Origin of the sequence: Mesorhizobium sp. M2A.F.Ca.ET.043.05.1.1, assembly GCF_003952445.1 — a bacterium.
In the GTDB taxonomy this organism is placed as follows: Bacteria; Pseudomonadota; Alphaproteobacteria; order Rhizobiales; family Rhizobiaceae; genus Mesorhizobium.
Genome location: NZ_CP034446.1, coordinates 1,839,623 through 1,864,916 on the forward strand (window position 1 = coordinate 1,839,623; position 25,294 = coordinate 1,864,916).

25 protein-coding genes, 1 tRNA gene and 1 pseudogene are annotated in these 25,294 nt (G+C 63.4%); 16 read left to right on the plus strand and 11 right to left on the minus strand.

Features of this window, described 5'->3' with window-relative positions:
* The first annotated feature begins 9 nt into the window (after window positions 1-9).
* The 7 genes from EJ069_RS08745 (at window position 10) to EJ069_RS08775 (ending at window position 7,553) form a co-directional block, all read left to right on the plus strand.
* Entirely contained in the window at window positions 10-624 is a 615-nt protein-coding gene (locus EJ069_RS08745) for a DUF1326 domain-containing protein (protein WP_126060960.1), read from the plus strand.
* Complete coding sequence (pcsA, locus tag EJ069_RS08750; protein WP_126060961.1) at window positions 621-1,439, plus strand: phosphatidylcholine synthase; 819 nt, start codon at window positions 621-623, stop codon at window positions 1,437-1,439. Before EJ069_RS08745 ends, pcsA begins: the two co-directional genes overlap by 4 nt.
* 130 nt (window positions 1,440-1,569) lie before the next feature.
* Window positions 1,570-2,547 (plus strand): quinone oxidoreductase, encoded by a 978-nt coding sequence (locus EJ069_RS08755; RefSeq protein WP_126060962.1) that lies wholly within the window; start codon window positions 1,570-1,572, stop codon window positions 2,545-2,547.
* Between the two features lie 265 nt (window positions 2,548-2,812).
* Window positions 2,813-4,390: an ABC transporter ATP-binding protein gene (locus EJ069_RS08760; RefSeq protein ID WP_189476239.1), complete on the plus strand. Its 1,578-nt coding sequence runs from the start codon at window positions 2,813-2,815 to the stop codon at window positions 4,388-4,390.
* Window positions 4,387-5,514 (plus strand): ABC transporter permease, encoded by a 1,128-nt coding sequence (locus EJ069_RS08765; protein ID WP_126060964.1) that lies wholly within the window; start codon window positions 4,387-4,389, stop codon window positions 5,512-5,514. The genes EJ069_RS08760 and EJ069_RS08765 overlap by 4 nt, the downstream gene beginning before the upstream one ends.
* Window positions 5,514-6,434 carry an ABC transporter permease gene (locus EJ069_RS08770; protein ID WP_126060965.1) on the plus strand — a complete coding sequence of 307 codons (921 nt, stop codon included), beginning with the start codon at window positions 5,514-5,516 and terminating at the stop codon, window positions 6,432-6,434. Before EJ069_RS08765 ends, EJ069_RS08770 begins: the two co-directional genes overlap by 1 nt.
* Window positions 6,435-6,485: 51 nt before the next feature.
* Window positions 6,486-7,553 (plus strand): BMP family ABC transporter substrate-binding protein, encoded by a 1,068-nt coding sequence (locus EJ069_RS08775; protein WP_126060966.1) that lies wholly within the window; start codon window positions 6,486-6,488, stop codon window positions 7,551-7,553.
* Window positions 7,554-7,635: 82 nt separating this feature from the next.
* On the opposite strand, the gene rimO is transcribed toward EJ069_RS08775, so the two are convergent.
* The 4 genes from rimO to EJ069_RS08795 form a co-directional block, all read right to left on the minus strand.
* Window positions 7,636-8,949 carry a 30S ribosomal protein S12 methylthiotransferase RimO gene (rimO, locus tag EJ069_RS08780; protein ID WP_126060967.1) on the minus strand — a complete coding sequence of 438 codons (1,314 nt, stop codon included), beginning with the start codon at window positions 8,947-8,949 and terminating at the stop codon, window positions 7,636-7,638.
* Between the two features lie 280 nt (window positions 8,950-9,229).
* Window positions 9,230-9,916, minus strand: a complete 687-nt coding sequence (locus EJ069_RS08785) for a TerC family protein (RefSeq protein ID WP_126060968.1) — start codon at window positions 9,914-9,916, stop codon at window positions 9,230-9,232.
* A 269-nt stretch (window positions 9,917-10,185) separates the two neighbouring features.
* Entirely contained in the window at window positions 10,186-10,593 is a 408-nt protein-coding gene (locus EJ069_RS08790; RefSeq protein WP_042642342.1) for a DUF930 domain-containing protein, read from the minus strand.
* Window positions 10,594-10,863: 270 nt separating this feature from the next.
* Entirely contained in the window at window positions 10,864-11,127 is a 264-nt protein-coding gene (locus EJ069_RS08795; RefSeq protein ID WP_126060969.1) for a hypothetical protein, read from the minus strand.
* A gap of 130 nt (window positions 11,128-11,257) precedes the next feature.
* Here EJ069_RS08795 and EJ069_RS08800 point away from each other — a divergent pair, with 130 nt between their 5' ends.
* Window positions 11,258-11,524: a hypothetical protein gene (locus tag EJ069_RS08800; RefSeq protein WP_126060970.1), complete on the plus strand. Its 267-nt coding sequence runs from the start codon at window positions 11,258-11,260 to the stop codon at window positions 11,522-11,524.
* Between the two features lie 96 nt (window positions 11,525-11,620).
* Here EJ069_RS08800 and EJ069_RS08805 read toward each other — a convergent pair.
* Window positions 11,621-11,710, minus strand: a tRNA-Ser gene (locus tag EJ069_RS08805).
* Window positions 11,711-12,241: 531 nt separating this feature from the next.
* On the opposite strand from EJ069_RS08805, the gene EJ069_RS08810 reads away from it, so the two are divergent.
* From EJ069_RS08810 to EJ069_RS08840, 7 genes are all read left to right on the plus strand, one after another.
* Complete coding sequence (locus tag EJ069_RS08810) at window positions 12,242-13,507, plus strand: septal ring lytic transglycosylase RlpA family protein (RefSeq protein ID WP_126060971.1); 1,266 nt, start codon at window positions 12,242-12,244, stop codon at window positions 13,505-13,507.
* Window positions 13,508-13,623: 116 nt separating this feature from the next.
* A complete protein-coding gene (locus tag EJ069_RS08815; RefSeq protein WP_126060972.1) occupies window positions 13,624-14,802 on the plus strand; it encodes a D-alanyl-D-alanine carboxypeptidase family protein in 1,179 nt (392 codons plus the stop codon).
* A gap of 72 nt (window positions 14,803-14,874) precedes the next feature.
* Window positions 14,875-15,549: a dTMP kinase gene (tmk, locus tag EJ069_RS08820; protein WP_126060973.1), complete on the plus strand. Its 675-nt coding sequence runs from the start codon at window positions 14,875-14,877 to the stop codon at window positions 15,547-15,549.
* Window positions 15,546-16,601 carry a DNA polymerase III subunit delta' gene (locus EJ069_RS08825; RefSeq protein WP_126060974.1) on the plus strand — a complete coding sequence of 352 codons (1,056 nt, stop codon included), beginning with the start codon at window positions 15,546-15,548 and terminating at the stop codon, window positions 16,599-16,601. Before tmk ends, EJ069_RS08825 begins: the two co-directional genes overlap by 4 nt.
* A gap of 127 nt (window positions 16,602-16,728) precedes the next feature.
* Window positions 16,729-18,273 (plus strand): methionine--tRNA ligase, encoded by a 1,545-nt coding sequence (metG, locus tag EJ069_RS08830; RefSeq protein ID WP_126060975.1) that lies wholly within the window; start codon window positions 16,729-16,731, stop codon window positions 18,271-18,273.
* Window positions 18,273-19,067: a TatD family hydrolase gene (locus tag EJ069_RS08835; protein WP_126060976.1), complete on the plus strand. Its 795-nt coding sequence runs from the start codon at window positions 18,273-18,275 to the stop codon at window positions 19,065-19,067. Before metG ends, EJ069_RS08835 begins: the two co-directional genes overlap by 1 nt.
* Window positions 19,064-19,882 carry an MBL fold metallo-hydrolase gene (locus EJ069_RS08840; protein WP_126060977.1) on the plus strand — a complete coding sequence of 273 codons (819 nt, stop codon included), beginning with the start codon at window positions 19,064-19,066 and terminating at the stop codon, window positions 19,880-19,882. The genes EJ069_RS08835 and EJ069_RS08840 overlap by 4 nt, the downstream gene beginning before the upstream one ends.
* Before the next feature lie 229 nt (window positions 19,883-20,111).
* On the opposite strand, the gene EJ069_RS08845 is transcribed toward EJ069_RS08840, so the two are convergent.
* Window positions 20,112-20,657, minus strand: coding sequence for a lysozyme inhibitor LprI family protein (locus EJ069_RS08845; protein WP_210211326.1), 546 nt, complete (start codon window positions 20,655-20,657; stop codon window positions 20,112-20,114).
* A 131-nt stretch (window positions 20,658-20,788) separates the two neighbouring features.
* Between EJ069_RS08845 and EJ069_RS08850 the strand changes: the two are divergent.
* Window positions 20,789-21,702, plus strand: a pseudogene (locus EJ069_RS08850) (agmatinase).
* An 18-nt stretch (window positions 21,703-21,720) separates the two neighbouring features.
* On the opposite strand, the gene EJ069_RS08855 reads toward EJ069_RS08850, so the two are convergent.
* From EJ069_RS08855 to EJ069_RS08875, 5 genes are all read right to left on the minus strand, one after another.
* Window positions 21,721-22,059 (minus strand): hypothetical protein, encoded by a 339-nt coding sequence (locus tag EJ069_RS08855; protein ID WP_245456483.1) that lies wholly within the window; start codon window positions 22,057-22,059, stop codon window positions 21,721-21,723.
* Window positions 22,060-22,135: 76 nt separating this feature from the next.
* Window positions 22,136-23,011 (minus strand): aldose 1-epimerase family protein, encoded by an 876-nt coding sequence (locus EJ069_RS08860; RefSeq protein WP_126060979.1) that lies wholly within the window; start codon window positions 23,009-23,011, stop codon window positions 22,136-22,138.
* 173 nt (window positions 23,012-23,184) lie between these two features.
* The gene (locus tag EJ069_RS08865) at window positions 23,185-23,901 is read right to left on the minus strand and encodes a Bax inhibitor-1/YccA family protein (RefSeq protein ID WP_126060980.1); all 717 of its coding nucleotides are present in this window, start codon (window positions 23,899-23,901) and stop codon (window positions 23,185-23,187) included.
* Between the two features lie 17 nt (window positions 23,902-23,918).
* Window positions 23,919-24,692, minus strand: coding sequence for an anti-sigma factor (locus EJ069_RS08870; RefSeq protein ID WP_126060981.1), 774 nt, complete (start codon window positions 24,690-24,692; stop codon window positions 23,919-23,921).
* On the minus strand, window positions 24,689-25,210 hold the full coding sequence (locus EJ069_RS08875; RefSeq protein ID WP_245456484.1) for a sigma-70 family RNA polymerase sigma factor: 522 nt from the start codon (window positions 25,208-25,210) through the stop codon (window positions 24,689-24,691). Before EJ069_RS08875 ends, EJ069_RS08870 begins: the two co-directional genes overlap by 4 nt.
* Window positions 25,211-25,294: the final 84 nt, after the last annotated feature.

Consider the following 25,294-nt stretch of genomic DNA (forward strand, 5'->3'; position numbering starts at 1 on the left):
GAGAATTCGATGACCGACCAAAGCTGGGCGATGAAAGGGGAGCTGGTACTCTCCTGCAATTGCACGGTTTTCTGCCCCTGCGTGCTGTCGCTCGGCAGCCACCCGCCGACGGAAGGCTACTGCCAGACCTGGGCGGGCTTCCGCATCGATGCCGGCCATTTCGGCGAAGTCGACCTTTCAGGTCTCAATCTCGGCCTGGTCATGGAAATCCCCGGCTATATGAGCCGCGGCAACTGGAGCGCCGGACTGTTCATCGACAAGCGGGCGTCAGTTTATGCGGTCAAAGCGCTGACCAAGATCTTCACGGGCAAGGCCGGCGGCACCACCTCGCTGCTGTCGATCCTCGTCGGGAAATTCCTCGGCGTCGAGCAGGTGCCGATCACCTACGAGACGCGTGACACGACGCGCGTCTTCCAGATACCGAAGATTATCGACGGCGCGGTGACGCCGATCCCCGGCAAGGACCGAGAGAAGGATACGGTGATCACCAATTCCGAATATTGGATCGCGCCGGAAATCATCGTGGCGAAGTCCGACAAGAGCAAGATGCGGGCCTTCGGCCGCAACTGGAATTTTGCCGGCCGATCGGCCGAAATCTGCAAGCTGGACTGGCGGGGACCGTGAGCAAGAACACAACGGCCAGGAAAGCGGCGAAGAAGATCGCGCAACGGATCCCGTTGCCGAAGAAGAAGGTGACGTGGCCGCAGGCGCGCGCGTTCTCCGTTCATCTGCTGACCGCGTCAGGATCGTTCCTGGCCTTCCTGTCGCTGGTGGCGGCGAGCGAGGAACGCTGGACGGCGATGTTCTGGTGGCTGGGGCTGGCGCTGTTCGTCGACGGCATAGACGGCCCGATTGCCCGCAAGCTCGAGGTCAAGGAAATCCTGCCGACATGGTCGGGAGAGCTCCTCGACAACATCATCGACTACGTCACCTACGTGCTCATTCCAGCCTTCGCGCTCTATCAGCGAGGCTTCATGGGCGAGAACCTGTCCTTCCTGTCGGCGGCCATCATCGTCGTCTCCAGCGCGATCTACTATGCCGACACCGGCATGAAGACGAAGGAGAACTTCTTCAAAGGCTTCCCTGTCGTCTGGAACATGGTGGTGTTCACGCTGTTCGTCATCGAGCCGGGGCAATGGGTGTCGTTCGCCGTGGTGGTGGTTGCCGGTATTTTGACCTTCCTGCCGATCAACTTCATCCATCCGGTGCGGGTCGTGCGGCTGAGGCCGGTCAATCTCGGCATGACGCTCTTGTGGTGCGCCTTCGGCGCGCTGGCGCTGGCGCAGGCAGCGCTTGCCGCCTTCTATGACAAGATCGGCGTGCTGGGAGAGCAGGTCAGCGACTTCACCAAGATCGGCATCACCATCACCGGCCTCTATCTCGCCTGTATCGGGGGCGTCATGCAGATGTTCCCCAGTCTGGGCGCCAGGAAGCCCTGATCCTGGATCAGGACATTTTTGGTCGAACGGTCATCCTGACCTAGCTATTATCGGCGCATGATCTTTCGAACATCGGCTTTCCCCTTTCGGGGTCATGCTCCAGTTTACGTACCCTTCAGAGAGTTGAGCGATGTCCAAGGCAATCCGCATCCACGCCAATGGCGGCCCCGAAGTCCTGGCTTACGAGGATGCCGATCCCGGGCAGCCGGGAGAAGGCCAGATCCTGATCCGGCACACGGCGATCGGCCTGAACTTCATCGACGTCTATTACCGCTCCGGGCTTTATCCGCCCCCCGGCGGTCTTCCGCTGATCCCCGGGAGCGAGGCGGCGGGCGTCGTGTTGGCGCTCGGCACCGGCGTCGACTGGCTGAAGCCCGGCGACCGCATCGCCTATGCGATCAATGTCGGCGCTTATAGCGAGCAGCGCGTGATCGCAGCCGACCGCGTGGTCAAGGTGCCGGACGGCATCGGCGACGAGCAGGCCGCGGCGATGATGCTGAAAGGCATGACGGCCGAATACCTCTTGCGCCGTACCTTCCCGGTGAAGGCCGGCGACACGATCCTCTACCATGCGGCAGCCGGCGGTGTCGGCCTGATCCTCGGCCAATGGGCAAAGCATCTCGGCGCGACCGTGATCGGCACCGCGAGTTCTTCCGACAAGATCGAGCTCGCGCGGGCGCATGGCTTCGATCATGTCATCAACTACAAGGAGCAGGATTTCGTCGCCGGCGTCGCGGCGCTCACCGGCGGGAGAAAATGCGACGTCGTCTACGATTCCGTCGGCGCCGATACTTTTCCCGCCTCGCTCGATTGCCTGCGGCCGCTCGGCATGTTCGTCAGCTTCGGCTCGTCGTCGGGACCGGTCCCGCCTTTCCCCATGTCGCTTCTCGCCCAGAAAGGCTCGCTTTACGCGACCCGGCCGATGCTCTTCGTCTACAACGCCAAGCGTGAGGATCTGGTGAAGTCGGCAGAAGCGCTGTTTGATGTGGTCAATAGCGGCGCCGTCGAGATCAAGATCAACCAGCGCTACGCGCTGAAGGACGCAAGAAAGGCGCAAGCCGATCTCGAAGCCCGCAAGACGACGGGAACGACCGTCCTCATTCCCTAGAGCATGATGTCGTCCGAAAACCGCTTCGCACTTTTCGGCATCATGCCTTTAGCCAACTGCCCTGTTTTTCAGCGACTTGCCGTGGCCGAAGGCGCGGCAAGGCTGAAAAGCTTTGCGGATTTGCCGTTGTTCTCAAGAGGTCTATCTTAGCCCTTGAGTTTCCGCTGAAATTCTTGAAGCTCTTTCAAGTTGGGTGCTGCTTTCCGATGGGAGCCGGCCGCGCATACCATGCTTTCGGGAACACAGAACATATCCGGGAAGCCGGATGGGAGGCACTGTGAGTGCAAATCATGACAGGTCGAACCTGCTAGAGGTTCGTGGCCTTACCAAGATTTTCGGCACGCTGACGGCGTGCGATCACATCGATCTCAACATCGCAAAGGGCGAAATCCACGCGCTGCTCGGCGAGAACGGCGCCGGCAAATCGACGCTGGTCAAGATGCTGTTCGGCTCGCTGGAGCCGAACTCGGGCGAGATCTTCTGGGACGGCAAGGCGGTCAAGATCACCAGCCCGGGCGTGGCGAAGAAGCTCGGCATTGGCATGGTGTTCCAGCATTTCTCGCTGTTCGAGGCGCTGACGGCGGCCGAGAACATTGCGCTTTCGCTCAATGACGGTTCGCCGATCAGCACCATCGCGGCGAAGGCGAGGGCGCTTTCCTTCAGCTATGGGCTGCCGCTCGATCCGGACTCCCTGGTCGGCGACCTCTCCGTCGGCGAACGCCAGCGCATCGAGATCATCCGCTGCCTCTTGCAGACGCCGCAGCTCATCATCCTGGACGAGCCGACCTCGGTGCTGACGCCGCAGGAAGCCGACAAGCTGTTCGAGACGCTGGAGCGACTGCGCTCGGAGGGCAAATCGATCCTCTACATCTCGCACCGGCTGGAAGAGGTCAAACGCATCTGCGATCGCGCCACCGTGCTTCGCCACGGCAAGGTGGTCGGCCACTGCAATCCGCGCGAGGAGACGGCCGCATCGCTGGCTCGCATGATGGTTGGTAGCGAAGTCAAGGCCGTGGAGCGCGCGCCGGCCGAAGGCATCGAGACCGCGCCGGCGCTGCTGGAAATCCGTGGGCTGACGCGCAAGCCGGCGACGCCCTTCGCCATCCCGCTGAAGAACGTCAATCTCACCGTGCGCGCCGGCGAGGTGATCGGCATTGCAGGCGTTGCCGGCAATGGCCAGGGCGAGTTCTTCGAATCCGTCTCCGGCGAAGTGCTGCAGCAGGATGCGGGTTCGGTGCGCATCCGCGGCAAGGACGCCGGCGCGCTCTCCATCACCGGCCGGCGGCTGATGGGCGCCGCCTTTGTGCCGGAAGAGCGCCTGGGGCACGGCGCCGCCCCGCGCATGAAGCTTTCGGAGAACCTGCTGCTGTCCCGTCACGCCACCGACGGCAAGGCTTTCGTCGGCTCCGGCGGCATGGTCAAGAACAGCGCCGTCTATAGCGCCGCCCAGCGCATCATCACCGCCATGGACGTGCGCAAGAGCGCGCCCGATCCGGAGGCGGCCGCGCTCTCGGGCGGCAATCTGCAGAAATTCATCGTCGGACGCGAACTCGACCGCAAGCCGAGCGTCATGATCGTCAACCAGCCGACCTGGGGCGTGGACGCAGGCGCGGCCGCTCGCATTCGCCAGGCCCTGATCGAGCTTGCCCGCAGCGGCTCCGCCGTCCTGGTCATCAGCCAGGATCTCGACGAATTGTTCGAGCTGTCAGATGCGATCGCGGTCATGCACAACGGGCAATTGTCGGCGCCGCTGCCGATCGCCGAGGCGACTTTCGAGAAGATCGGCCTCTTGATGGGTGGCGCCGAGCCCGGCCACGCAGAACACAGCCTGGAGATCGCATGATGCGCATCGAACTGGTCAAACGTCCGCAGCGCTCGGCGCTGTTTTCGGTGCTGTCGCCGTTCATTGCCTTCGCGCTGACGATGATCGCCGGCGCCATCATGTTCGCCTTGCTCGGCGTCAATCCGCTGGATGCATTCAACATCTATTTCATCCAGCCGATCAGCGAGGTGTGGCAATTGCACGAGCTGGCCATCAAGGCAGCGCCGCTGATCCTGATCGCGGTCGGACTGTCGGTCTGCTATAAGGCCAACATCTGGAACATCGGCGCCGAAGGCCAGTTCATCTTCGGCGCGATCTTCGGCTCGATCATCCCGGTGCTGTTCCCGCAATTCGAAGGCCCGCTGGTGATCCCGCTGATGCTCTTGCTGGGCATGGTCGGCGGCGCCTTTTACGCATCGATCCCGGCGTTTTTGAAGACGCGCTTCAGCACCAATGAGATCCTGACCAGCCTGATGCTCGTCTATGTCGCGCAGCTTTTCCTCGACTGGCTTGTGCGCGGCCCATGGCGTGACCCGCAAGGCCATGGCTTCCCGCAGACCATCCAGTTCGGCGATTCCGCGGTGCTGCCGGAGCTGATGCCCGATGCCGGCCGCGCCAATTGGGGCTTCGTCTTCGCCCTGGTCGCCGCCGTAGCGATCTGGCTGATGATGAGCCGCATGCTGAAAGGTTTCGAGGTGCGCGTTCTGGGTTCCAGCCCAAGGGCAGGGCGCTTTGCCGGCTTCGGCTTGAACCGGATGGTGTTCTTCACCTTCCTTCTGTCCGGCGCGCTGGCCGGTCTGGCAGGCATTTCGGAAGTTTCCGGCGCCATCGGCCAGTTGCAGCCGGTGATCTCGCCGGGCTACGGCTTCACCGCCATCATCGTCGCCTTCCTCGGCAGGCTCAATCCGCTGGGCATCGTGGCCGCGGGTCTCGTCCTGGCACTGACCTATCTCGGCGGCGAGGCGGTGCAGAGCGCGCTCGGCATCTCCGACAAGGTGGCGCGCGTGTTCCAGGGCATGCTTCTGTTCTTCGTGCTCGGCTGCGACACGCTCATCCACTACCGCATTCGCCTGATCGGCGTGGCGCTGATGAAGCCGAACGCTGCGAAGCTCGATGCAGCGCCCAAGCTCGAGGAGGCACGCTGATGGACATCACCGTCAACATCCTTTTGACCATCGCGACCGCGGCGACGCCACTGCTGATCGCGGCGATCGGCGAACTGGTCGTCGAGCGCTCGGGCGTGCTCAATCTCGGCGTCGAGGGGATGATGATCATGGGCGCCGTCGGCGGCTTCGGCGCCGGCTATCTCACCGGGTCGCCTTGGATCGGCCTGCTTGCCTCAATCATCGTCGGCGCGCTGTTTTCGCTGCTGTTCGCGGTCATGACGCTGTCGCTCGCGACCAACCAGGTAGCAACCGGCCTGTCGCTGACACTGCTCGGCCTCGGCCTCTCCGGCATGATCGGCACCAGCTTCGTTGGCCAGCCGGGCGTGAGGCTGCCCAATCTCGATATCCCGGTGATCAGCTCGATCCCGGTCGTCGGCAAGCTGATCTTCGGCCAGGATCCGGTCTTCTACATCTCGATCGCGCTCACCGCGGCGGTCATGTGGTTCCTGTTCAGGACGCGCACGGGGCTTACGCTTCGCTCGATCGGCGACAGCCACACGTCGGCGCATGCGCTGGGCATCAAGGTCATCCGCTACCGTTACCTGGCGGTGATATTCGGGGGCGCCTGCGCCGGCCTTGCCGGCGGGCACCTGTCGCTGGTCTACACGCCGCAATGGGTGGAGAACATGAGCGCGGGCCGCGGCTGGATCGCGCTGGCTCTGGTGGTGTTCGCGTCCTGGCGTCCGTGGCGGGTGCTGGCAGGCGCCTATATCTTCGGCGCGGTGTGGATCGGCCAGCTTCATGCACAGGCTTTTGGCATTCCTGTGCCTTCGCAGTTTCTTTCTTCGCTGCCCTATCTGGCAACCATCGTGGTTCTCGTTCTAATCTCGCGCAACAAGCGGCTGACAATGATGAACACGCCGGCTTCGTTGGGGCAGCCATTCGTTCCGGATCGTTGACGACAACAAAAAGACGGGAAGCTCCAAGGCTTAACTCAGAGAGGTAACACAATGAAAAAACTGCTTATTGCGTTGATGACCACGGCTGCGGCCCTGTCGGTCGCGGCAACCGCCGAGGCGGCCGACAAGCTGAAGGCCTGCTGGGTCTATACGGGTCCGATCGGCGACTTCGGCTATTCCTACCAGCACGACCAGGGCCGCCTCGAAGTCGAGAAGGCGCTCGGCGACAAGGTCGAGACCGCCTATCTCGAAAACGTCTCGGAAGGCCCGGACGCCGACCGCGCCTTCGAGCGCCTGGCGCGCGAGAAGTGCAAGATCATCTTCGGCACGTCCTTCGGCTTCATGGACGCCGAGGTGAAGGTCGCGAAGAAGTTCCCCAAAGTGATGTTCGAGCATGCCACCGGTTTCAAGACCGGCAAGAATCTCGGCATCTACAACGCCCGCTTCTATGAAGGCCGGTACGTGCTCGGCCAGATCGCGGCCAAGGAATCGAAGAAGGGCCTTGCCGGCTACATCGTGTCCTTCCCGATCCCGGAAGTGGTGATGGGCATCAACTCCTTCATGCTCGGCGCGCAGTCGGTCAATCCCGACTTCAAGGTCAAGATCGTGTGGGTGAATTCCTGGTTCGATCCCGGCAAGGAGGCCGACGCAGCCAAGGCGCTGTTCGACCAGGGCGCCGACATCATCGTGCAGCACACCGATTCCACCGCCGCGCTGCAGGTCGCCGAGGAGCGCAAGCTGCACGGCTTCGGCCAGTCGTCGGACATGATCAAGTTCGCGCCGAACGCGCAGCTCACCTCGCTCACGGACGAATGGGGTCCCTACTACATCAGCCGCGTGCAGGCCGCGCTCGACGGCACCTGGAAGCCGGACAATGTGTGGCTCGGCATCAAGGACGGCGCCGTCAAGCTCGCGCCCTTCACCAACATGCCCGACGACGTGAAGGCGATGGCGGAGGCAACCACGAAGAAGATCGCCGGCGGTTGGAACCCCTTCACCGGACCGGTCTCCAAGCAGGACGGCTCGCCGTGGCTGAAGGACGGCGAGGTTGCCGATGACGGCACGCTGCTCGGCATGAATTTCTACGTCAAGGGCGTCGACGACAAGCTGCCGCAGTAAGCTGCACCTTGTTGATGTTAAAACTGAAAGGGCGCCGCGCGGCGCCCTTTCTCGTTCGGTATGCCTTCGCTTTGGAGGACGATCAGACGGCCGATCCGTAAAGATCGTAAGCGTCCGCGCGATCGATCTTGACGGTGACGATGTCGCCGGCGCGCAGCGGCCGCCGCGACTGGATGTGGACCGAGCCGTCGATCTCCGGCGCATCGTATTTGGTGCGGCCTTTGCCGGATGCGCCGTGCGCCTCGTCGATCAGCACCGGCAGGCGCTTGCCGACTTTCTTGGCCAACTGCGCCGCGGAAATCTTCTGCTGGCGCTGCATGAAGCGGTGCCAGCGCGCTTCCTTGATCTCCTGCGGCACCTGTTCCAACGCGAGGTCGTTGGAGCGCGCGCCCTTGACCGGCTCGTATTTGAAGCAGCCGGCGCGGTCGATCTTCGCTTCGTCCAGCCAGTCGAGCAGCATCTGGAAATCGTCTTCGGTCTCGCCGGGGAAACCGACGATGAAGGTGGAGCGGATGGCGAGATCCGGGCAGACCTCGCGCCAGCCGCGGATGCGGTCCAGCGTCTTTTCGCCATGCGCGGGGCGCCGCATGTTCTTCAGCACCTGCGGCGAGGCGTGCTGGAAGGGGATGTCGAGATAGGGCAGGATCTTTCCTTCCGCCATCAGCGGAATGACGTCGGCGACATGCGGGTAGGGGTACACATAATGCATGCGTATCCAGATGCCGAGCTTGCCGAGCTCCTCGGCAAGGTCGAGGAATTTTGCCCGCACCTCGCGGTCGCCGAACATCGATGTCTGGTACTTGATGTCGACGCCGTAGGCGCTGGTGTCCTGCGAGATGACGAGGATTTCCTTGACGCCGGCCTTGGCGAGTTTTTCGGCTTCGCGCAGCACGTCCGCCGCCGGCCGCGAGACGAGATCGCCGCGCAGCGCCGGAATGATGCAGAAGGTGCAGCGGTTGTTGCAGCCCTCGGAAATCTTCAGATAGGCGTAGTGGCGCGGCGTCAGCTTCACGCCCTGCGGCGGCAGCAGATCGACATAGGGATCGTGGCTGGGCGGAGCCGCCTCGTGCACCGCCGCCATCACGCTCTCATAGGCCTGCGGGCCGGTGATCGCCAGCACATTGGGATGCTTCTCGCGGATGACCTCCGGCTCGGCGCCGAGGCAGCCGGTGACGATGACGCGGCCATTTTCGGAAAGCGCGGAACCGATGGCGTTGAGCGACTCGTCGCGGGCGGAATCGAGGAAGCCGCAGGTGTTGACGACGACGAGGTCGGCGCCGTCATGCTTGCGCGCGATCTCATAGCCTTCGGCGCGGAGCCGCGTGATGATGCGCTCGGAATCGACGAGCGCTTTCGGGCATCCAAGACTGACGAAACTGACGCGTGGGGCGGACATAAACCTGTTTTCCAAGAGGTGAAGGCGAGATCGAGGATTGAGCCTTCGGCTCTGAAGGTCGATCTACGGCGCGGCTTTGAGCCCTTTCGCGCGGCGCAATAGCACGCTTCGGCACAGAAGCAAACCTGCCGGCGGCCAGTGCAAGAGGGCGTGCGCCAAGCATTCGCCCTAAAGCGCGTCGCGATCTTTCAGATTCGCCCATGCGCTTTAGGTTTTTGATTTTACGCATGTCTTTATCCCGAAACCGGTTCCCACTTTCGGGAGACATGCTTTAAGAGCGCTAGTGACCGTCCGACCCGAACCAGGGCGCCAGGAAGGCAAAATGGTCGGGGAACTGCTGCACGGCGCCGCCAAGAAGCATGTTGATCGCCACGTACAAGATGATCAGCAGACCGATATAGGCGATCCAGCGATATCGGTGCAGCAGCCGGGCGACGAAGGATGCGGCAAAACCCATCAGGGCGATCGAAAGGGCCAGCCCGATGATCAGCACCGTCGGATGCTTCATGGCGGCGCCCGCGACGGCGAGCACATTGTCGAGCGACATCGAGACATCGGCGATGACGATCTGCCAAGCGGCCTGCGAGAAGGTCTTGCGCGCACCCTTCCCGGCGACGGATCCGTCCTTGTTGTAGTCGCTGTTCGACAGCGCTTCGGTCGCGTCGCGCTCGTCGTCATGGCTGACGCGCAATTCGCGCCACATCTTCCAGCAGACCCACAGAAGCAGAAGCCCGCCGGCGATGAGCAGCATCGGGCCGATGCTCAGCAGCCATTGCGTGATGAGGGCGAAGACGATGCGCAGGACTGTCGCCGCCGCGATGCCGACAATGATGGCGCGCTTGCGCTGATCCGCGGGGAGGCCGGCGGCCGCGAGGCCGATCACAATTGCGTTGTCGCCGGCGAGCGCGAGATCGATTGCGACGACCTGAAGGAGAGCTGAAACGCCTGCGGCAGTGAATATTTCCATAGACTAGAAATCCCTTGCCTGAAACGCGGGTCGCCCAATACCCAGACGGCCCTAAAGGCATGGTTCACCGGCGTCAAGACGCAGGTTCGGACATCGCCGGAAAACGGCGCCGCCAGCGCAAGCCCTCAATCATTTCGGGTGTTCGCCGGTCAGGCGGCCGGGCGGGAACTAGAGCCGTTCACCGTTTCGCGGAAACGGCGAACCGCTCTATCCCTTTGTTTTGACGCAATTCCGGGCGGAAAACCGCTCACACTTTTCCTGGAATTGCTCTAATCGTAGAGATTGTATTTGGCCCAGTCGGATTCCGGGATTTCGTCACCGATCTTGTAGCGGAACTGCAGCACCTGCATGTGGTCCGGCGCGGTCTGGCACTTGAACTTCAGCCGGTACCATTGGCCCTTGCTGCGGAAGGCGGCGCCCGAGCTCTTGATGGCATCGGCGCTCATCTGCGGCGTGGCAAAGGCGTAGGCCACGACGCGGTCGGCCTTGTAGTTGCGATCGTCGTGGCTGATCCGGTCGAGCACTTCGGCATCGCACCGCTGCTCGAGGCGGGTTTCGGGATCGAGTTTCATCAGGCCGGCGCGCAACGCATTGTCCATCGCCTTGGCCGGCAAGACCGGCGTCAGCGACGCCAGAACCATCAGGCAGAGCTTTTTCATGGGCGCGAGAAGCAGCATATTTTGTTCGAGAAATCAAATAAACGGTGTTTCACCAACGGTTGACCGCCATGGGCGTCAGGACCGCTTCAGGCCGCCAACTAATACAGGCGCGCAACTCTTGGTGGCCTGCGACTTGCAGAACCGCTAATGCGCACAAAGGTCCGGGCCGGCGCCGGGGGCGCCATGTTCGCATCCCCTTGACGCAAGTCGCGATATGCCCAGAAAAAGTCAGCCCTGACAGACCTGCATCCGACCCTATGCGAGGCCCGGGAGTGTCGCATGACAGGCTCACGCCGCGTGAGCGCGAGGACGGTAGGATGGCCCATGCTGAGCCCTCAATTGGCTGAGGCCAACGGCCTGCAATATCGCGGGGCTTGGAGTGCTGACCAGTATGAGCCAGGCGACTTCTGGCGCTAGCTCTGTAACCAGGCGGAACCCTTCCACCTGTTCGAGGCTTTTCACTGTCGCAATTTGATAAGCGCTGTTGTTGGCCAAGCCCTCCCCGACGAAGAACACAGCGACGCAGGCGACCACCAGAATGATCGGTCGCATGGAACTCTCCCTCAAAAGCTCCTCGTACCCGCCGATAGGATTATGCTCTCGTCGTTGCGGACAACATATAGTTGACGTAACGTTAACGTAGGCGCGACCATTTCGGATTGTGCAGGGTGAGGGCGTTTCAATGAAACTCGTTGTGTTTGGCGTAGCAATGGTATTGGCGGCCACCGGAGCAGCTGTTGCGAAAGAAAAGAAAAAGGTAGCCACCGCTCAGGCAGCAATCTCTTGTCCTGCAGCACATATGAAGGCTGGCAGCGGCAAGCCGGCACCGAAACTGGATTGCAAATCAACAGGCACGGTGGTTGTTGCGCGTCCGTCAAATCAGGCCGCAAATTTCCTGGACCATCGCTTGGGGTACGACACCGATCCGTGGATCCCGACTGGTTATTGATGGCCAGCCTCGGCTTGCCGGGCCTTTTTCATATCCGGCTAAAAGTTATGTCGCGGCCCGACGACTTGGCTTAAGTTATTGATTTTATTGGATCTATGGCGGAGGGAGTGGGATTCGAACCCACGGTGAACTTGCGCCCACGCCGGTTTTCAAGACCGGTGCCTTAAACCGCTCGGCCATCCCTCCATCGTGATCTTCACGAGGCGCTTCGTTCCGTAAGGCCGTGCCGGCAGAAACGCGAGCGCTCCATGCTCTAGTGCGCGGCGCAAAGATCTGTCAATCGCAGGAAAGGCTCAATCAACGTTCTCGGGAGCCGGACGGTTGCAGGAAGCCGGTCGGATGCAATTGACAATGCCTCCAAGACCCTGCCGATCTTCTAACGGGGGAATTCATAAAAAGGATTTATGAGTAGCCGGTCTTGACGAAGCGCTTGAAGCTCTCGCATGTCGTCGCCAACGGGTCGATACGCGGTAACACCGGAGAGTCGGTCCCGGCGCTTCAGCGGGTTTGACGGCGGAAGTCTGCCGCCATCGCCGAAACCGCGGCTCAGGCAGCACTACTTCCGCATCCGCGCCACAATCTCGCCCTGTTGCGGCCATAATCAATTAACATCGTGATAAGCAATTCCTGTGCAAAAAGGGATTGGGGATCAAGGTGTTGGCCTGGTGGGCGACTTCTGGCTCCGTCGGGTGCAGCACGTAGGGGACAATCGAAAACATGCAGACTCCGACGCGCCCGCGTCTTCGTCGCGCTTCTGCTTTCGCCCTGTGCGCCCTTTCGGGCCTGCTGCTGGCCGCCTGCGCCTCACAACCCGAGACGAAGGGGATGGTCTACAAGAAGGCTCGTCCCAAGGAATATTTCGCCGAATCCGAATATGGCGTGAAGGCAAGCCCGCGGGTCCAGTTCATGCGCCGGGGCGGCGGCCGCGACCAGCTCGGCAAGCCCTATCAGGTTCGCGGCAAGTGGTATTATCCCAAGGAAGACAAGAAGGGCTTCACCAAGGTTGGGCTGGCCTCCTGGTATGGCGATGCCTTTCACGGACGTTTGACCGCCAATGGCGAAGTCTATGACATGACGCATCTGACGGCTGCGCATCCGACGATGCCGCTGCCGAGCTATGCCCGCGTCACCAATCTGGAGACCGGCAGTTCCGTGATCGTTCGCGTCAACGACCGCGGCCCTTATCATGAAGGCCGCATCATCGACGTCTCCGAACGCGCCGCGCAGATGCTCGACTATGACAAGGTGGGCACGGCCCGGGTCAAAGTCGAATATGTCGGCCGCGCGCCGCTCGATGGCGACGACGACCAATATCTGGTGGCCTCCTACCGCCCCGGCAACAACCGGCCGGACCCGTCAGACGGCCTGCCGACCGGTGTGATGGTGGCCATGAACGGCCCGTCGCCGAGCCTGTCGGTGGGCGCGCCGCCGGCCGCCGTGCCGTTCCCTGGACAGTTGACCAATTCTGGGCAGGCATTTGCCGCGCAGCCGGGCCTGTCGGAGCAGCCGACCGTGCAGCCGGCAGCGTTCTCGGTGCAAGGCGCCGGCGATGTCGTGCTGCCCGATTTCGGACCGATCGTGCCCGAACGGCCGGATTTCGGCTTGCCGCCGAACTCGCCCTTCGCCATGGCTTCGCTGTCCTATGCGGATGAGCGGGTGAAGCGCGCCGATGTCTTTGCCGCGCTCGATGCCGGCGGCATGTCGCCGGCCGATATCCTGCAATCGTGGAAGAAATCGAACCGCCAGGAACAGACGCCTGGATCCGACTACATCGCCGCTGGTTCCTTCGACGAAGCCGCCGAGGCCAAGCGCGTGGCCGCGGCGCTCGAGCCGTTCGGCCGGACGGAGATCCAGCGCACCGAGCTCGACGGCAATGATTGGTACGCGGTCAATGTCTATCCGGATGGGCACGGCAGCATTGACGACCTGCTCCAGGCAGCCTGGTCACATGGCGCGCCGGACGCGCTGGTTGTGCGTAACTGATCAAATTTGCACTGCACGTTGATCCGGCCGAAAAAACCCTGCTAGCTTGGCCGCGGGGTAGTCTTGGCGCAATTCCGGGCGACTCTCCGGTTTTGCTCAGATTGGGTCGACATTTCATGCAATTGCGCATTCTTCCGCCTTTCGCCAGCCTTCTGGGATTGGTGCTGGCGCTGTTGTGCGCCGCCCCGGCGGGCGCGCAGCTGTTCGAGACCAAGGCGACGCAGGCGTTCATGATCGATGCCGACACCGGCACGGTGCTCTTCGCCAAGGACCCCGACAAGCCGATCCCACCGGCCTCGATGGCCAAGCTGATGACGATGGAGGTGGTCTTCAACGCTCTCAAGGCGAAGCGGATCACGCTCGACGACACGTTCGTCGTCAGTGAAAACGCCTGGCGCACCGGCGGCGCGCCGTCTGGGACCTCGACCATGTTCGCCAAGCTCAAATCCGAGGTCCGCGTCGAGGACCTGATCCAGGGCGTCACCGTGCAGGCCGCCAATGACGGCTGCATCGTGCTTGCCGAGGGCATGGCCGGCTCGGAAGCGAATTTCGCCGCGCAGATGACGGATCGCGCCCGCCAGCTCGGCCTGTCGAAATCGACCTTCGTCAATTCGACCGGCCTGCCTGCCGACGGCCAGCAGACGACGGTGCGCGAGCTGACGATGCTGGCGCTGCATCTGTGGCGCGACTACCCGGAGTTCTTCCACTATTACGGCCAGCCGGACTTCACCTGGAACAAGATCGCGCAGAGGAACCGCAATCCGCTGATCGCCATGGGCATCGAAGCCGACGGCTTTGTCGCCGGCGCCAGCGAACAGGCGGGCTTCGGCCTGGTCGGCACCGTCAATCACAACGGCATTCGCGTGATCGCGGCGCTCACCGGGCTGGCGAATGACCGCGAACGCTCCGAAGAGGCGCGCAAGCTGCTCGACTGGGGCTCGCGGTCATTCCAGAAGACCGAGATCTTCGCCAAGGACGAGGTGGTCGGGGAAGCGCAGGTCTTCGGCGGCGCCAAATCCGGCCTGGCCTTGAAAGCCAAGGGCCCCGTGGACATCTTTCTGCCGATAGCCAACCGCGACAAGCTGACCGCCAGGATCGTCTATCAGGGTCCAGTGTCGGCGCCGGTCGAGGAAGGGCAACCGGTCGGTGAGCTGCGCGTTTGGATAGGCGATACGCTGAGCCAGCAGACGCCGCTCTATGCCGCCGAATCGGTGAAGGTGGGCACGCTGCCGCAGCGTGCGCTCGACGCGGCCAAGGAACTCGCTGTCGGCTGGCTGCGTCAGAAACATTTGTGATCGGGCAAGTTCGTGGACCTTTTGTCGGACGGGAGCTATGACAGCGGCCAGCACGGGCAAAGGCAGTCTCGATTGGCGAGCGGATTTTTCATTACCTTCGAGGGCGGCGAAGGAGCAGGCAAGTCGACGCAGATCGAGCGGCTGGCGCGGCGCATGCGCGCCAAGAAATACGAGGTGCTGGTCAGCCGCGAGCCGGGTGGATCGCCTGGCGCCGAGGCGGTAAGGCACGTGCTTCTGTCCGGCGCGGCCGAGCCGTTCGGCCCGAAGATGGAGGCAATCCTGTTCGCCGCCGCGCGCTCCGACCATGTCGAGCAGGTCATCCGGCCGGCGGTCGAGCGCGGCTCGATCGTGCTGTGCGACCGCTTCATCGATTCCTCGCGAGTCTATCAGGGTGTCACGGGCGGTCTTGATGCCGATTTCATGAAGGCGCTGGAGGCGGTGGCCATCAACGGCTTCATGCCGGACATGACGCTGATCTTCGACATCGATCCGGCTGAAGGCCTGAAGCGGGCGGCCGCGCGGCGCGGCGCCGGTGACGCCGCCGATCGCTTCGAGAAGGAGACCTTGGCCATCCACCGGCGGCGGCGCGAGGCTTTCCTGGCCATCGCCGCGGCGGAGCCGGAGCGCTGCATCGTCATCGACGCGGCCGCCGATCCCGATACGGTGGAAAATGTCGTCACCGCCGCCGTCTTCGCGGCGCTGGAAGAGAGGACGCCGGCGCAAAGGATCGAGACGGCGCCGGCATGATCTTCGAACGCATCGCCCCAGAGCAGCACGACACGCTGGACGGCGTGCCCGAGCCGGCTGAAACGCCGCGGCTGATCGGCCACGCGACGGCGGCTGGGATGCTCGCTGGCGCCTACCGCGCGGGCAAGCTGCCGCATGCGCTGATCTTTGCCGGGCCGCTCGGCATCGGCAAGGCGACGCTGGCGTTCCATCTGGCGCACCATCTTCTGAAATATCCGGATTACAGGACGGCGCCCGACACGCTTGCCGTTCCCGATCCGGCGTCCCCGCTGTTTCGCCAGATCGCCACCGGCGCGCATCCGGGCGTGCTGCATCTGACGCGCCCCGCCAACGACAAGACCAAGAGCTTCAAGACGGTGCTGACTGTGGACGAAATCCGCAGGGTCAGCCGCTTCCTGTCGATGACCTCGCATGACGGCAGCTACCGCGTCGTCATCGTCGACCCGGCCGACGACATGAACACCAACGCCGCCAATGCCTTGCTCAAGAATCTCGAGGAGCCGCCGGCGCGCACCTTGTTCATTCTGATCGTGCACGCGCCGGGCAGCCTGCTGCCGACGATCCGCTCGCGTTGCCAGATGGTGCGGCTGGCGCCTTTGGCCGCTGACGAGCTGATTGCGGTGCTGGAGACTATCGAACCGCCGCCGCCGGATGATGCGGCCGCACGCGCGGCGCTCGCCGAGCGGGCAGGGGGCAGCGCGCGCAACGCCATCCTGCTCACCCAATATGGCGGGCTGGAGATCGCCGGCGCGCTCGACGCACTGGTGACGGCCGGGAAGCCCGACATTGCCGGCGCCCACCGCCTCGCCGAGGCCGTGGCGGGACGCGACCAGGCGATCCAGTTCGACATCTTCAATCGCCGCGCGCTCGATCTGCTTTCGGCCGCCGCCAGCGAAGCGGCGCTGTCCGGCGACCTCGCCAGGGCCAAAACGCTGTCCGAGGCTTGGCAGGAGGCGCTTAACACGATATCTGAGGCCGAGACCTACAACCTCGACAAGAAGCAGCACGCCCTGACCATGATCGACCGCCTGAATTCTGCGATGCGAATGTGACGGCTCGTTCGATGCATGCCGTTGGCCCACTTTCGGGCGGCATGCATTGACCTCGGGATGGCAATCGACGTTCCGATGCGATATCCACCGCCACAACTCACATTCAGATATTCATGACGGTTCATTCATGTCACGCGACACATTCTACATCACGACCGCGATCTCCTATCCGAACGGCAAGCCGCATATCGGCCATGCCTATGAGCTGATCGCCACCGACGCGCTTGCCCGCTTCCAGCGGCTCGACGGCAAGGACGTGTTCTTCCTGACCGGCACCGACGAGCACGGCATCAAGATGCTGCAGACGGCGCGCAAGGAAGGCATCGCGGCGCGCGAGCTCGCCGACCGCAATTCGGCCGAGTTCAAGCGCATGGCGAGCGCGCTGAACGCTTCCAACGACGATTTCATCCGCACCACCGAGGAACGGCATTATGCGTCCTCCCAGGCGATCTGGAAGGCGATGGCCGCCAATGGCGACATCTACAAGGGCGGCTATGCCGGCTGGTATTCGGTGCGCGACGAGGCCTATTACGGCGAAGAGGAGACCGAGGTCCGCGCCGACAATGTGCGCTACGGGCCGCAGGGGACGCCTGTCGAATGGGTCGAGGAGGAAAGCTATTTCTTCCGCCTGTCGGCCTACCAGGACAAGCTCCTCGCGCTCTACGAGAGCCAGCCCGATTTTATCGGTCCGGCCGAGCGTCGCAACGAGGTGATGAGCTTCGTCAAATCCGGGCTGAAGGACCTGTCGGTCTCGCGCACCACCTTCGACTGGGGCGTGCCGGTGCCTGGCGACGAGAAGCATGTGATGTATGTGTGGGTCGACGCCTTGACCAACTACATCACCGGCGTCGGCTATCCCAATGAAAACGATGAGAAATGGCGTTTCTGGCCAGCCGACGCGCACATCATCGGCAAGGACATCGTGCGCTTCCACGCGGTCTATTGGCCGGCTTTCCTGATGTCGGCTGGAATTCCGCTGCCGAAGCGCGTTTTCGGCCACGGCTTCCTGTTCAACCGCGGCGAGAAGATGTCGAAATCGGTCGGCAACGTCATCGACCCGTTCACGATGGTGGACCATTACGGCGTCGACCAGGTGCGCTATTTCTTCCTGCGCGAGGTGCCGTTCGGCCAGGATGGCAACTACAGCCATGAGGCGATCGTCAACCGCACCAACGCGGATCTCGCCAACGGCCTTGGCAATCTGGCGCAGCGGTCGCTGTCGATGATCGCCAAGAATTGCGGCGGCGCGGTGCCGAGGCGCGGCGAGCTGGCGGAGGCCGATGCGGCGATCCTCGACCAGGCGATCGAAGCGCTGGCCGTTTCGCGCCGGGCGATGGCGGAGCAGGGCATCCATCTGGCGCTGGCGGCGATCTTCGGCGTGGTGGCGGAAGCGGACCGCTATTTCGCTTCCCAGGAGCCGTGGGCGCTGAAGAAGACCAATCCGGAGCGGATGGAAACGGTCTTGTGGACAACGGCCGAACTGGTGCGACGCGTGGCACTCCTTTGCCAGCCCTTCATTCCGGGATCGGCGGCCAAGCTGCTCGACCTGCTGGCCGTGCCTGCGGGCAAGCGTGCTTTCGAGCACGCCCATGCCGACCACGCGCTGGTGCCCGGCGCCGCCTTGCCGGCGCCTGAGGGCGTGTTCCCGCGTTATGTCGAGCAGGGCGCCTGATGCTGGTCGACAGCCACTGCCATCTCGACTTTCCGGACTTCGCCGAAGAGCGGGCGGCTATCGTCGCCCGCGCTCTCGCCGCCGGGATAGGCCGCATGGTCACGATCTCGACGCGCGTGAGGCGCTTCCAGCAGATCCTTGAAATCGCTGAAACTTTCAACGAAGTCTATTGCTCGGTCGGCACTCATCCGCACAATGCGGCGGAAGAACTCGACGTCACCGCCGACGAGCTGGTGCTGCTAGCCGAGCATCCAAAGGTGGTGGCGATCGGAGAGGCTGGGCTGGATTACCATTACGACGAGGCGCCGCGCGATGCGCAGGCGCAAGGTTTTCGCACCCATATCGCCGCTGCGCGCCGGACCGGCCTGCCGTTGGTCATCCATGCGCGCAATGCCGACGACGACATGGCGTCGATCCTCGAGGACGAGACAGGGAAGGGCGCCTTTCCCTTCATTCTGCACTGTTTTTCGTCTGGACGCAGGCTGGCCGAAGTCGGCGTGGCGCTGGGCGGCTATGTCTCCTTCTCAGGCATCCTGACCTTCAGGAATTCCCCCGAGTTGCGCGCTATCGCAGCCGATGTTCCGCCTGACCGGCTGCTGGTCGAGACCGACGCGCCCTACCTCGCGCCGATCCCGCACCGGGGGAAACGCAACGAACCGGCCTATGTCACGAACACGGCGAAGGTTCTTGCCGAGACCATCGGTGTCAGCGAAACCGAGATCGCCGATATCACCACCGGCAATTTCTTCAGGCTGTTCACCAAGATGCCGCGCCCGGACATGGCGCGGACATGAGCGACCGGCTGCGCTTCACCATCCTTGGCTGCGGCTCATCGCCCGGCACGCCGCGCATCACCGGCGATTGGGGCAATTGCGATCCCGCGAATCCGAAGAACCGGCGCATGCGCACGGCGGCCCTGGTCGAGCGGATTGCAACCAATGGCGCGCGCACCACAGTCGTCATCGACACGGGACCGGATTTTCGCCAGCAGATGCTGATGGCTTCGGTCCGGCGTATCGACGCCGTCGTCTATACCCATCCGCATGCCGACCATATCCATGGCATCGATGACCTGCGCGGTTTTGTGCACGACCAGCGGCACAGGATCGACATCCACGCCGACGAACCGACGATGGAGCGGCTGCGCCAGGCCTTCGGCTATTGCTTCGAGACGCCGCCCGGCAGCGCCTATCCGCCGATCGTCAAGGCCCATATCATCGATCACGCGAGACCGGTGGTGATCGAAGGCGAGGGGGGCGCCCTCACCTTTGAGCCGCTGCCGCAGATCCATGGCGACATCATTTCGCTGGGCTTCCGCATCGGCGGGCTTGCCTACTGCCCGGATATCAGCGACTTCCCGGCCGCCACGGCCGAGCGGTTGCTGGGCCTCGACATGCTGGTGATCGACGCGCTGCAGTACAACACCCATCCCAGCCATCTGTCGCTTGGCCAGGCGCTCGGCTGGATCGAAAGGCTGGCTCCGAACAAGGCCGTGCTGACGCATATGCATGTGCCGCTGGACTACGCCGTGGTGATGGTCGAGACGCCGGAGCACGTGGTGCCGGCCTATGATGGCATGGTGGTTGAAATTCCTTATGAGTCAGAGTGATAGCGACAGCCGCTCAGTCGGTGTCGCAGCCCGTCATTCGCGCGTTTGGCTGGTAGCCCGAATTCGCGAGGCGGCGCACTCAGCAGTCCACAGTGTTTGTCGCCAATGGCGCCAATGGCGAGCCGCGGCAATTCTCCGAGTGAGTAATACGCAAGTTCCATAATCCATCTTATGCGACTTATGGCGCTGTGCCGCAATCTCAACCCGGCCGCCCTTCCTTGCAGCCCGATCACTGCAGGTCCGACAACTCATCATCGAGGATCAGCGCCTGCCGAGCCGTCGCGTTGAGCGCGCAGCTGACCATGATGTTGTTCTGGCGATCGGTGTTGACGGTTTCGGCGGACGCTTCCGCCGAGCATCGCGCGTCGCGATAAGCGATCCAGGCGCGCTGCATCTTGCGGTAGCCGTCGCGAGCCTTGGGCGCGGCCTTGGCCATCAGCGCCGCATATGTCGTGTTGAGACGATCCTCCCACACGCCGACCTCGCGGTTCGCGCAATCGATCAATCCGAGCTGCGAGCGGCCGTCATCGCTCTCGAAGGAGCACAGCTCGGTCACGTAGTTGATGCACGAGGCGGGCTCGTGTCCGGCGAGCTTGATGGTGTTGTCGATGTGAATCGCCGGTGTCGGCGTATCGTTCACGCCGGGAACGCCACCTTGAAAATCGCCGACATATTTCAGGCATTCGGCAAGCGCCGCCTTGTCCGAAGCGCGCAGTTTCTCCACGGCTGTCACAGGCGATAAGGTGGCAAGGAGCACACCAACACTGGCAAGCATTAGAACACTCCTCATTGCTGCAGCCCCATCTTGTTGCCTAAGACGCGGATTGTCGCAAAACTCCCAGCCGAAGCAACTACCCTACCCCAGACTGTCGCGCGCTGCGGCGCAACAACGAAAGCATCCAGAAAATGACCGCTTCCTTTCTCGGCTTTCCCGATCGCCTCGCCGACGGGCACTTGCCGCGGTGATTTTCGGGGCAGATCACTGCACCGCTTATCCCGGCGGGCACAATGGTGGCGACGCCTCGGCAGCCGACGCCATCCGCCGAGCGAGCCAGGAGGATGCCCCGCTCGTCGAGCATTGGGATTTCGACCTCGGCGGTCCGCTGTTCGCCGGCCGGCCGGTCTGCTGTGTCGATGGTGGCAACGTCGCAACAGCCATGCATGACAATGCCGGCAACAGGAGCCGGATCGAGGCGAAGACGCGCGAGGTGCTGTTGATGGCGGCCGTGCCGATCCTGCTCGGCAGCGATTGTTCCGCCACCATCCCCTTCCTTGCTGGTTTTGGCGAACACGGGCCGGTCTGGGTCTTGCAGATCGACGCCCATATCGACTGGCGTGACGAGGTGCATGGCGAACGCTACGGCTATTCAAGCCCGATGCGCCGGGCGAGCGAGATGCGGCATGTCGCCGGCATGGTGCAGGTCGGCCTGCGCAGCGTCGGCAGCGCACGTCCCGCCGAAATCGAAGCGGCGCGGCGCTATGGCAGCCGCTTCGTCACCGCGCGGGAAGTTCACGCCCATGGCGTCGAAGCCGCTTTGCGCCACATTCCGGAAGGAGCGCGTGTCGTCGTCACCCTAGACTGCGACAGCCTCGATCTCTCGATCATGCAGGGCGTGGCGGCGCGCACGCCTGGCGGCCTCACCTACACGCAAGCGATCGACCTGATCGCGGGCCTCGGCAAGCGGGCCAGGATCGCTGGATTCGACCTTGTCGAGTTCTACCCTCCCGCTGACATTGATGGCCTGTCAGCGCTGACCGCTTCGAGGCTTCTCGTCAACGCGATAGCTGCGATCGTGCGGCAGCCGCGCTTGGAGGGCTAGCATCGGAAGAAACCGGAGCTAGAGAAACCCTTCGAGAAATGCCGCCGTCGCGTCCGAGATGTCGACGATCTTGTTCGTCGCCTGGCGGTAGAATTTGAAATTGAGCTCGGTCTCGGGCCGGCCGTCCTTCCAGTCCCTGAAGCGCTTGAGCTCATTGCGGCCCAGCCGTTTCGTCGCCAGGGCGGTACGGCGGACTGAGACACTGACCCGCGGCATCTGCCGTTCGAGATCGGGATGCCTGGGTGTGGCCTCTGATGAGGTCACGAGGCCGCGCGCGATCAGCCCCTGCCCGCCTTCGTTCTCGCTGGCGAACAGGAAGACGACGTCGCCTTCGGCAATGCGCTTGCCGCCATACATGGTCTTCTGGGCGGCGAAGACGAAACGTTCTCGCCCGCGTGTCCTCGACCCCGGTCTTGATGGCGTATGCCATGCCCTACAGTTCCCGGCTGAGGCCGATCCGGTAGCTCAGGACGCGCCGGGCGCCCGGTTCGATCAGCATGACACCCGGCTTGTCGGCGAACTCGGCGTCGAAATCGGCGGGACTGGCGATACCGTGCCAGGGCTCGATGCACAGGAAAGGCGCGCCGCCGGGCTTGGACCAGATGCCCAGCTCGTTGAAGCCTTGCCACGACATCTCGATCGCCGGCCCGCGCTCGGCGGTGTAGCGCACGCTGGTGCTGGCCGGCTTGTCGAGGATGACGGCGTCGTCGACGAACAATTTTTCGGACAGCGGCAGCGTCTTTCCCTCGACCGGCGTCGGTAGTGGGTTCGGCAGCAGCAGGCCGTCCTTCAGGCGGCGGACGGGCGCAGCTTCATCCTTGGCGAAGGTCAGCTGATAGGCTTCCTTGGGCAATTCCGGCAGCAGCGGCCAGTTAAAGGCCGGATGCGCGCCGATCGAGGCCGGCAGCGGCTCGTCGCCGGTGTTGGTGATCTCGAAGGTCACGCCGAGCTGCCGGGGTTTCAGCTCGTAGCCGATGGCGATGCGGAAGGCGAAGGGGTAGTGCGTCCGCGTTTCGGCGTCATCCGACAGCACCAATGTGCAGGAGGTCGGCCCCTTCTCCGCCCAGGCAAAGCGCCGGTCGCGGGCAAAGCCATGCTGCGTCATCGGATAGGTTTGACCGCGATGGCGCAGCTGATCGCCCTTCAGCCGGCCGACGATCGGAAACAGGACCGGCGAGTGGCGCCGCCAGGCGGGGCCTGCCTGCCACAGAAGCTCGGTGCCGTCGCCATCGCGTAGCGAGACCAGCTCGGCCCCCTGCCCGACGACGGTCGCCGAGATCCCGTCAGCGTGAAGCGTCACCTGTTCCATTGCGTCCTCTTGGCTGGCTGGTTGGGCCGGCAGGCTAGCAAAAGGGCGCGCGTGAACTCAAGCACGGCAAGCAGATCCACCTTGGTCGTGGACGCTTTGGGCGCGGTCGACAAAAATGGCCGGAGGTTTCCCTCCGGCCACGCCGAGGTCAGTGTTGCCTGCTACGGCCCGGGCTATTCGCGCTCGCCGGTGAAATTCAGGAGCAGCTGGAAGATGTTGATGAAGTTCAGATACAGCGAGAAGGCGCCGAAGACGGCGAGCTTCTGCTGCGATTCGGCATCGAAATTCTCCGCATACTGCTCCTTGATGGTCTGCGTGTCCCAGGCGGTGAGGCCGACGAAGACGGCGATGCCGATCACCGAGATGGCGAATTGCAGCGCGGTCGAGCCGAGGAACAGGTTGACGAGGCTGGCGATCACCACGCCGATCAGGCCCATGATCAAGAAGGACGAGAACTGCGTCAGGTCGCGCCTGGTCGTGTAGCCGTAAAGGCTGGTGGCGCCGAACATCGTGGCGGCGATGAAGAAGGTGCGCGCGATGCTGGTCGAGGTGAAGAGCAGGAACACCGAGGCGAGCGACAAGCCCATGACGGCGCAGAAGGCCCAGAACATCGTCTGCGCGCTCGCCGCCGACATGGTCTGCATCTTGAACGAGAAGAGCATGACGAAGGCGAGCGGCGCCAACATCACCACCCATTTCAGCGGGCTGGAGAAGATCGGCACGTAGAGCGCCGGCGTCGAGGCCACGAAGAAGGCGACGAGGCCGGTGACGACGAGACCGAGGCCCATATAGTTGTAGACGCGCAGCATGTGCTTGCGCAGGCCCTCGTCATAGACGGCTCCGGCCTGGACGCCGGTGCCCATTCGGTATCCCAGATTGGGGCTGTTCATTTGGTTCTCCTTGGTTCTCAGTAGAGAGTTCTGGCGAGTTTCTCGGCGGCACGGTCGAGGCTGCCGGCGTCGCCGCGCCCGACCACCGCATAGGCGACCTCGCCGATCTGGAAATAGGCGGTTGAAATGTCGTCGGCGGGCGCGACCGTCGGCTTCACGACGTCGAACGTGCCCGGCCTGATGGCGAACAGCGAGACAAGGCCGAGGTCCTCGGTCTGGACCGCCATCTCGACGCTCGGCCCGAATTGCGAGGGATAGACCTGGACGTCGCGGATCTTCCAGTCGTCGGGCAGCGACGGCATGACGATTGCGGTGGCCGCGCGGATCTCGTCGGCATCATAGCCCGGCGCTTCCCGCTGCGACGGCATTGTCTCGCGCATCAAGGTCGTCCGGTGCGCTCTCACCGCATCCTCGACATAGGCCGGCGGCTGCGTCGAGGCGACCACCTTGGTCACCGCGATTGGCCCAAAGATGCCGTTGGCAAGCCAGCCTGCCGCGACCAGCACGGCCGCCGCCGCGGCGCGCTGCAGCACGGCAAGCATACGCCCCCTGGCAAGGGCCCTTTCCAGCCGCCGCGCCGCTTCGGTCGTGGCCGGACGCGCCGTGCCGACAGGTCCGGCAAGCGCGACGCGCAGTTCGTCGCGCGTCCTCAGGTCCGACATCACGCGCGCCGCCGCTTCCGGGCGCGCGGCGAGGTGCGCCTCGACCTCGATGCGGCGGGCGACATCCAACTGGTCGTCGACATAGGCGTCGAGATCGGCATCGGTTACGGGGTCGACAATGACGGTCATTGATCGTCTCCCACGATCCTGAGATGCGGCTTGGCTTTCTGCGGCGCGCCCTCCTCCATCTCGCGCAGCGCGGCGCGCGCGCGGCCGATGCGCGACATCAAGGTTCCGAGCGGCACGCCGATGACCTCCGCCGCCTGCTGATAGGACAGCCCCTCGATGGCGACGAGATGGAGCGCGGAGCGCTGTTCCTCGGGGAGCGAAAGAAACGCTTCCCGGACCTGCGACAGGCGCACGGAATGGTCCTGCGAGGCCGGCACGCTCTGGTCGGCGACCAGGCCGGCCTGTTCGATGCGCGCCGTCTCGGAGCGGCGCGAGCGCATGCGGTCGATGAAGATGTTGTGCACGATCGCCAAGAGCCAGGCGCGCAGATTACCGCCCGAGCGAAAGGTTGCGCGCCGCTCATAGGCGCGCACCAGCGCGTCATGGACAAGATCCTCGGCATCAGTGCTGTCGCGCGTCAGCGAGCGCGCGTAACGCCGCAGCGAGCCCAACTGCCCGACAATATCGAAGCGTGCCATCGACCGTTTCATGCCCTGTTTACGGAGCATGTAGGGAATTTAATCCCCTGCCCGGCATTTTCTTTAGGCATCGGCGGCGCGCTG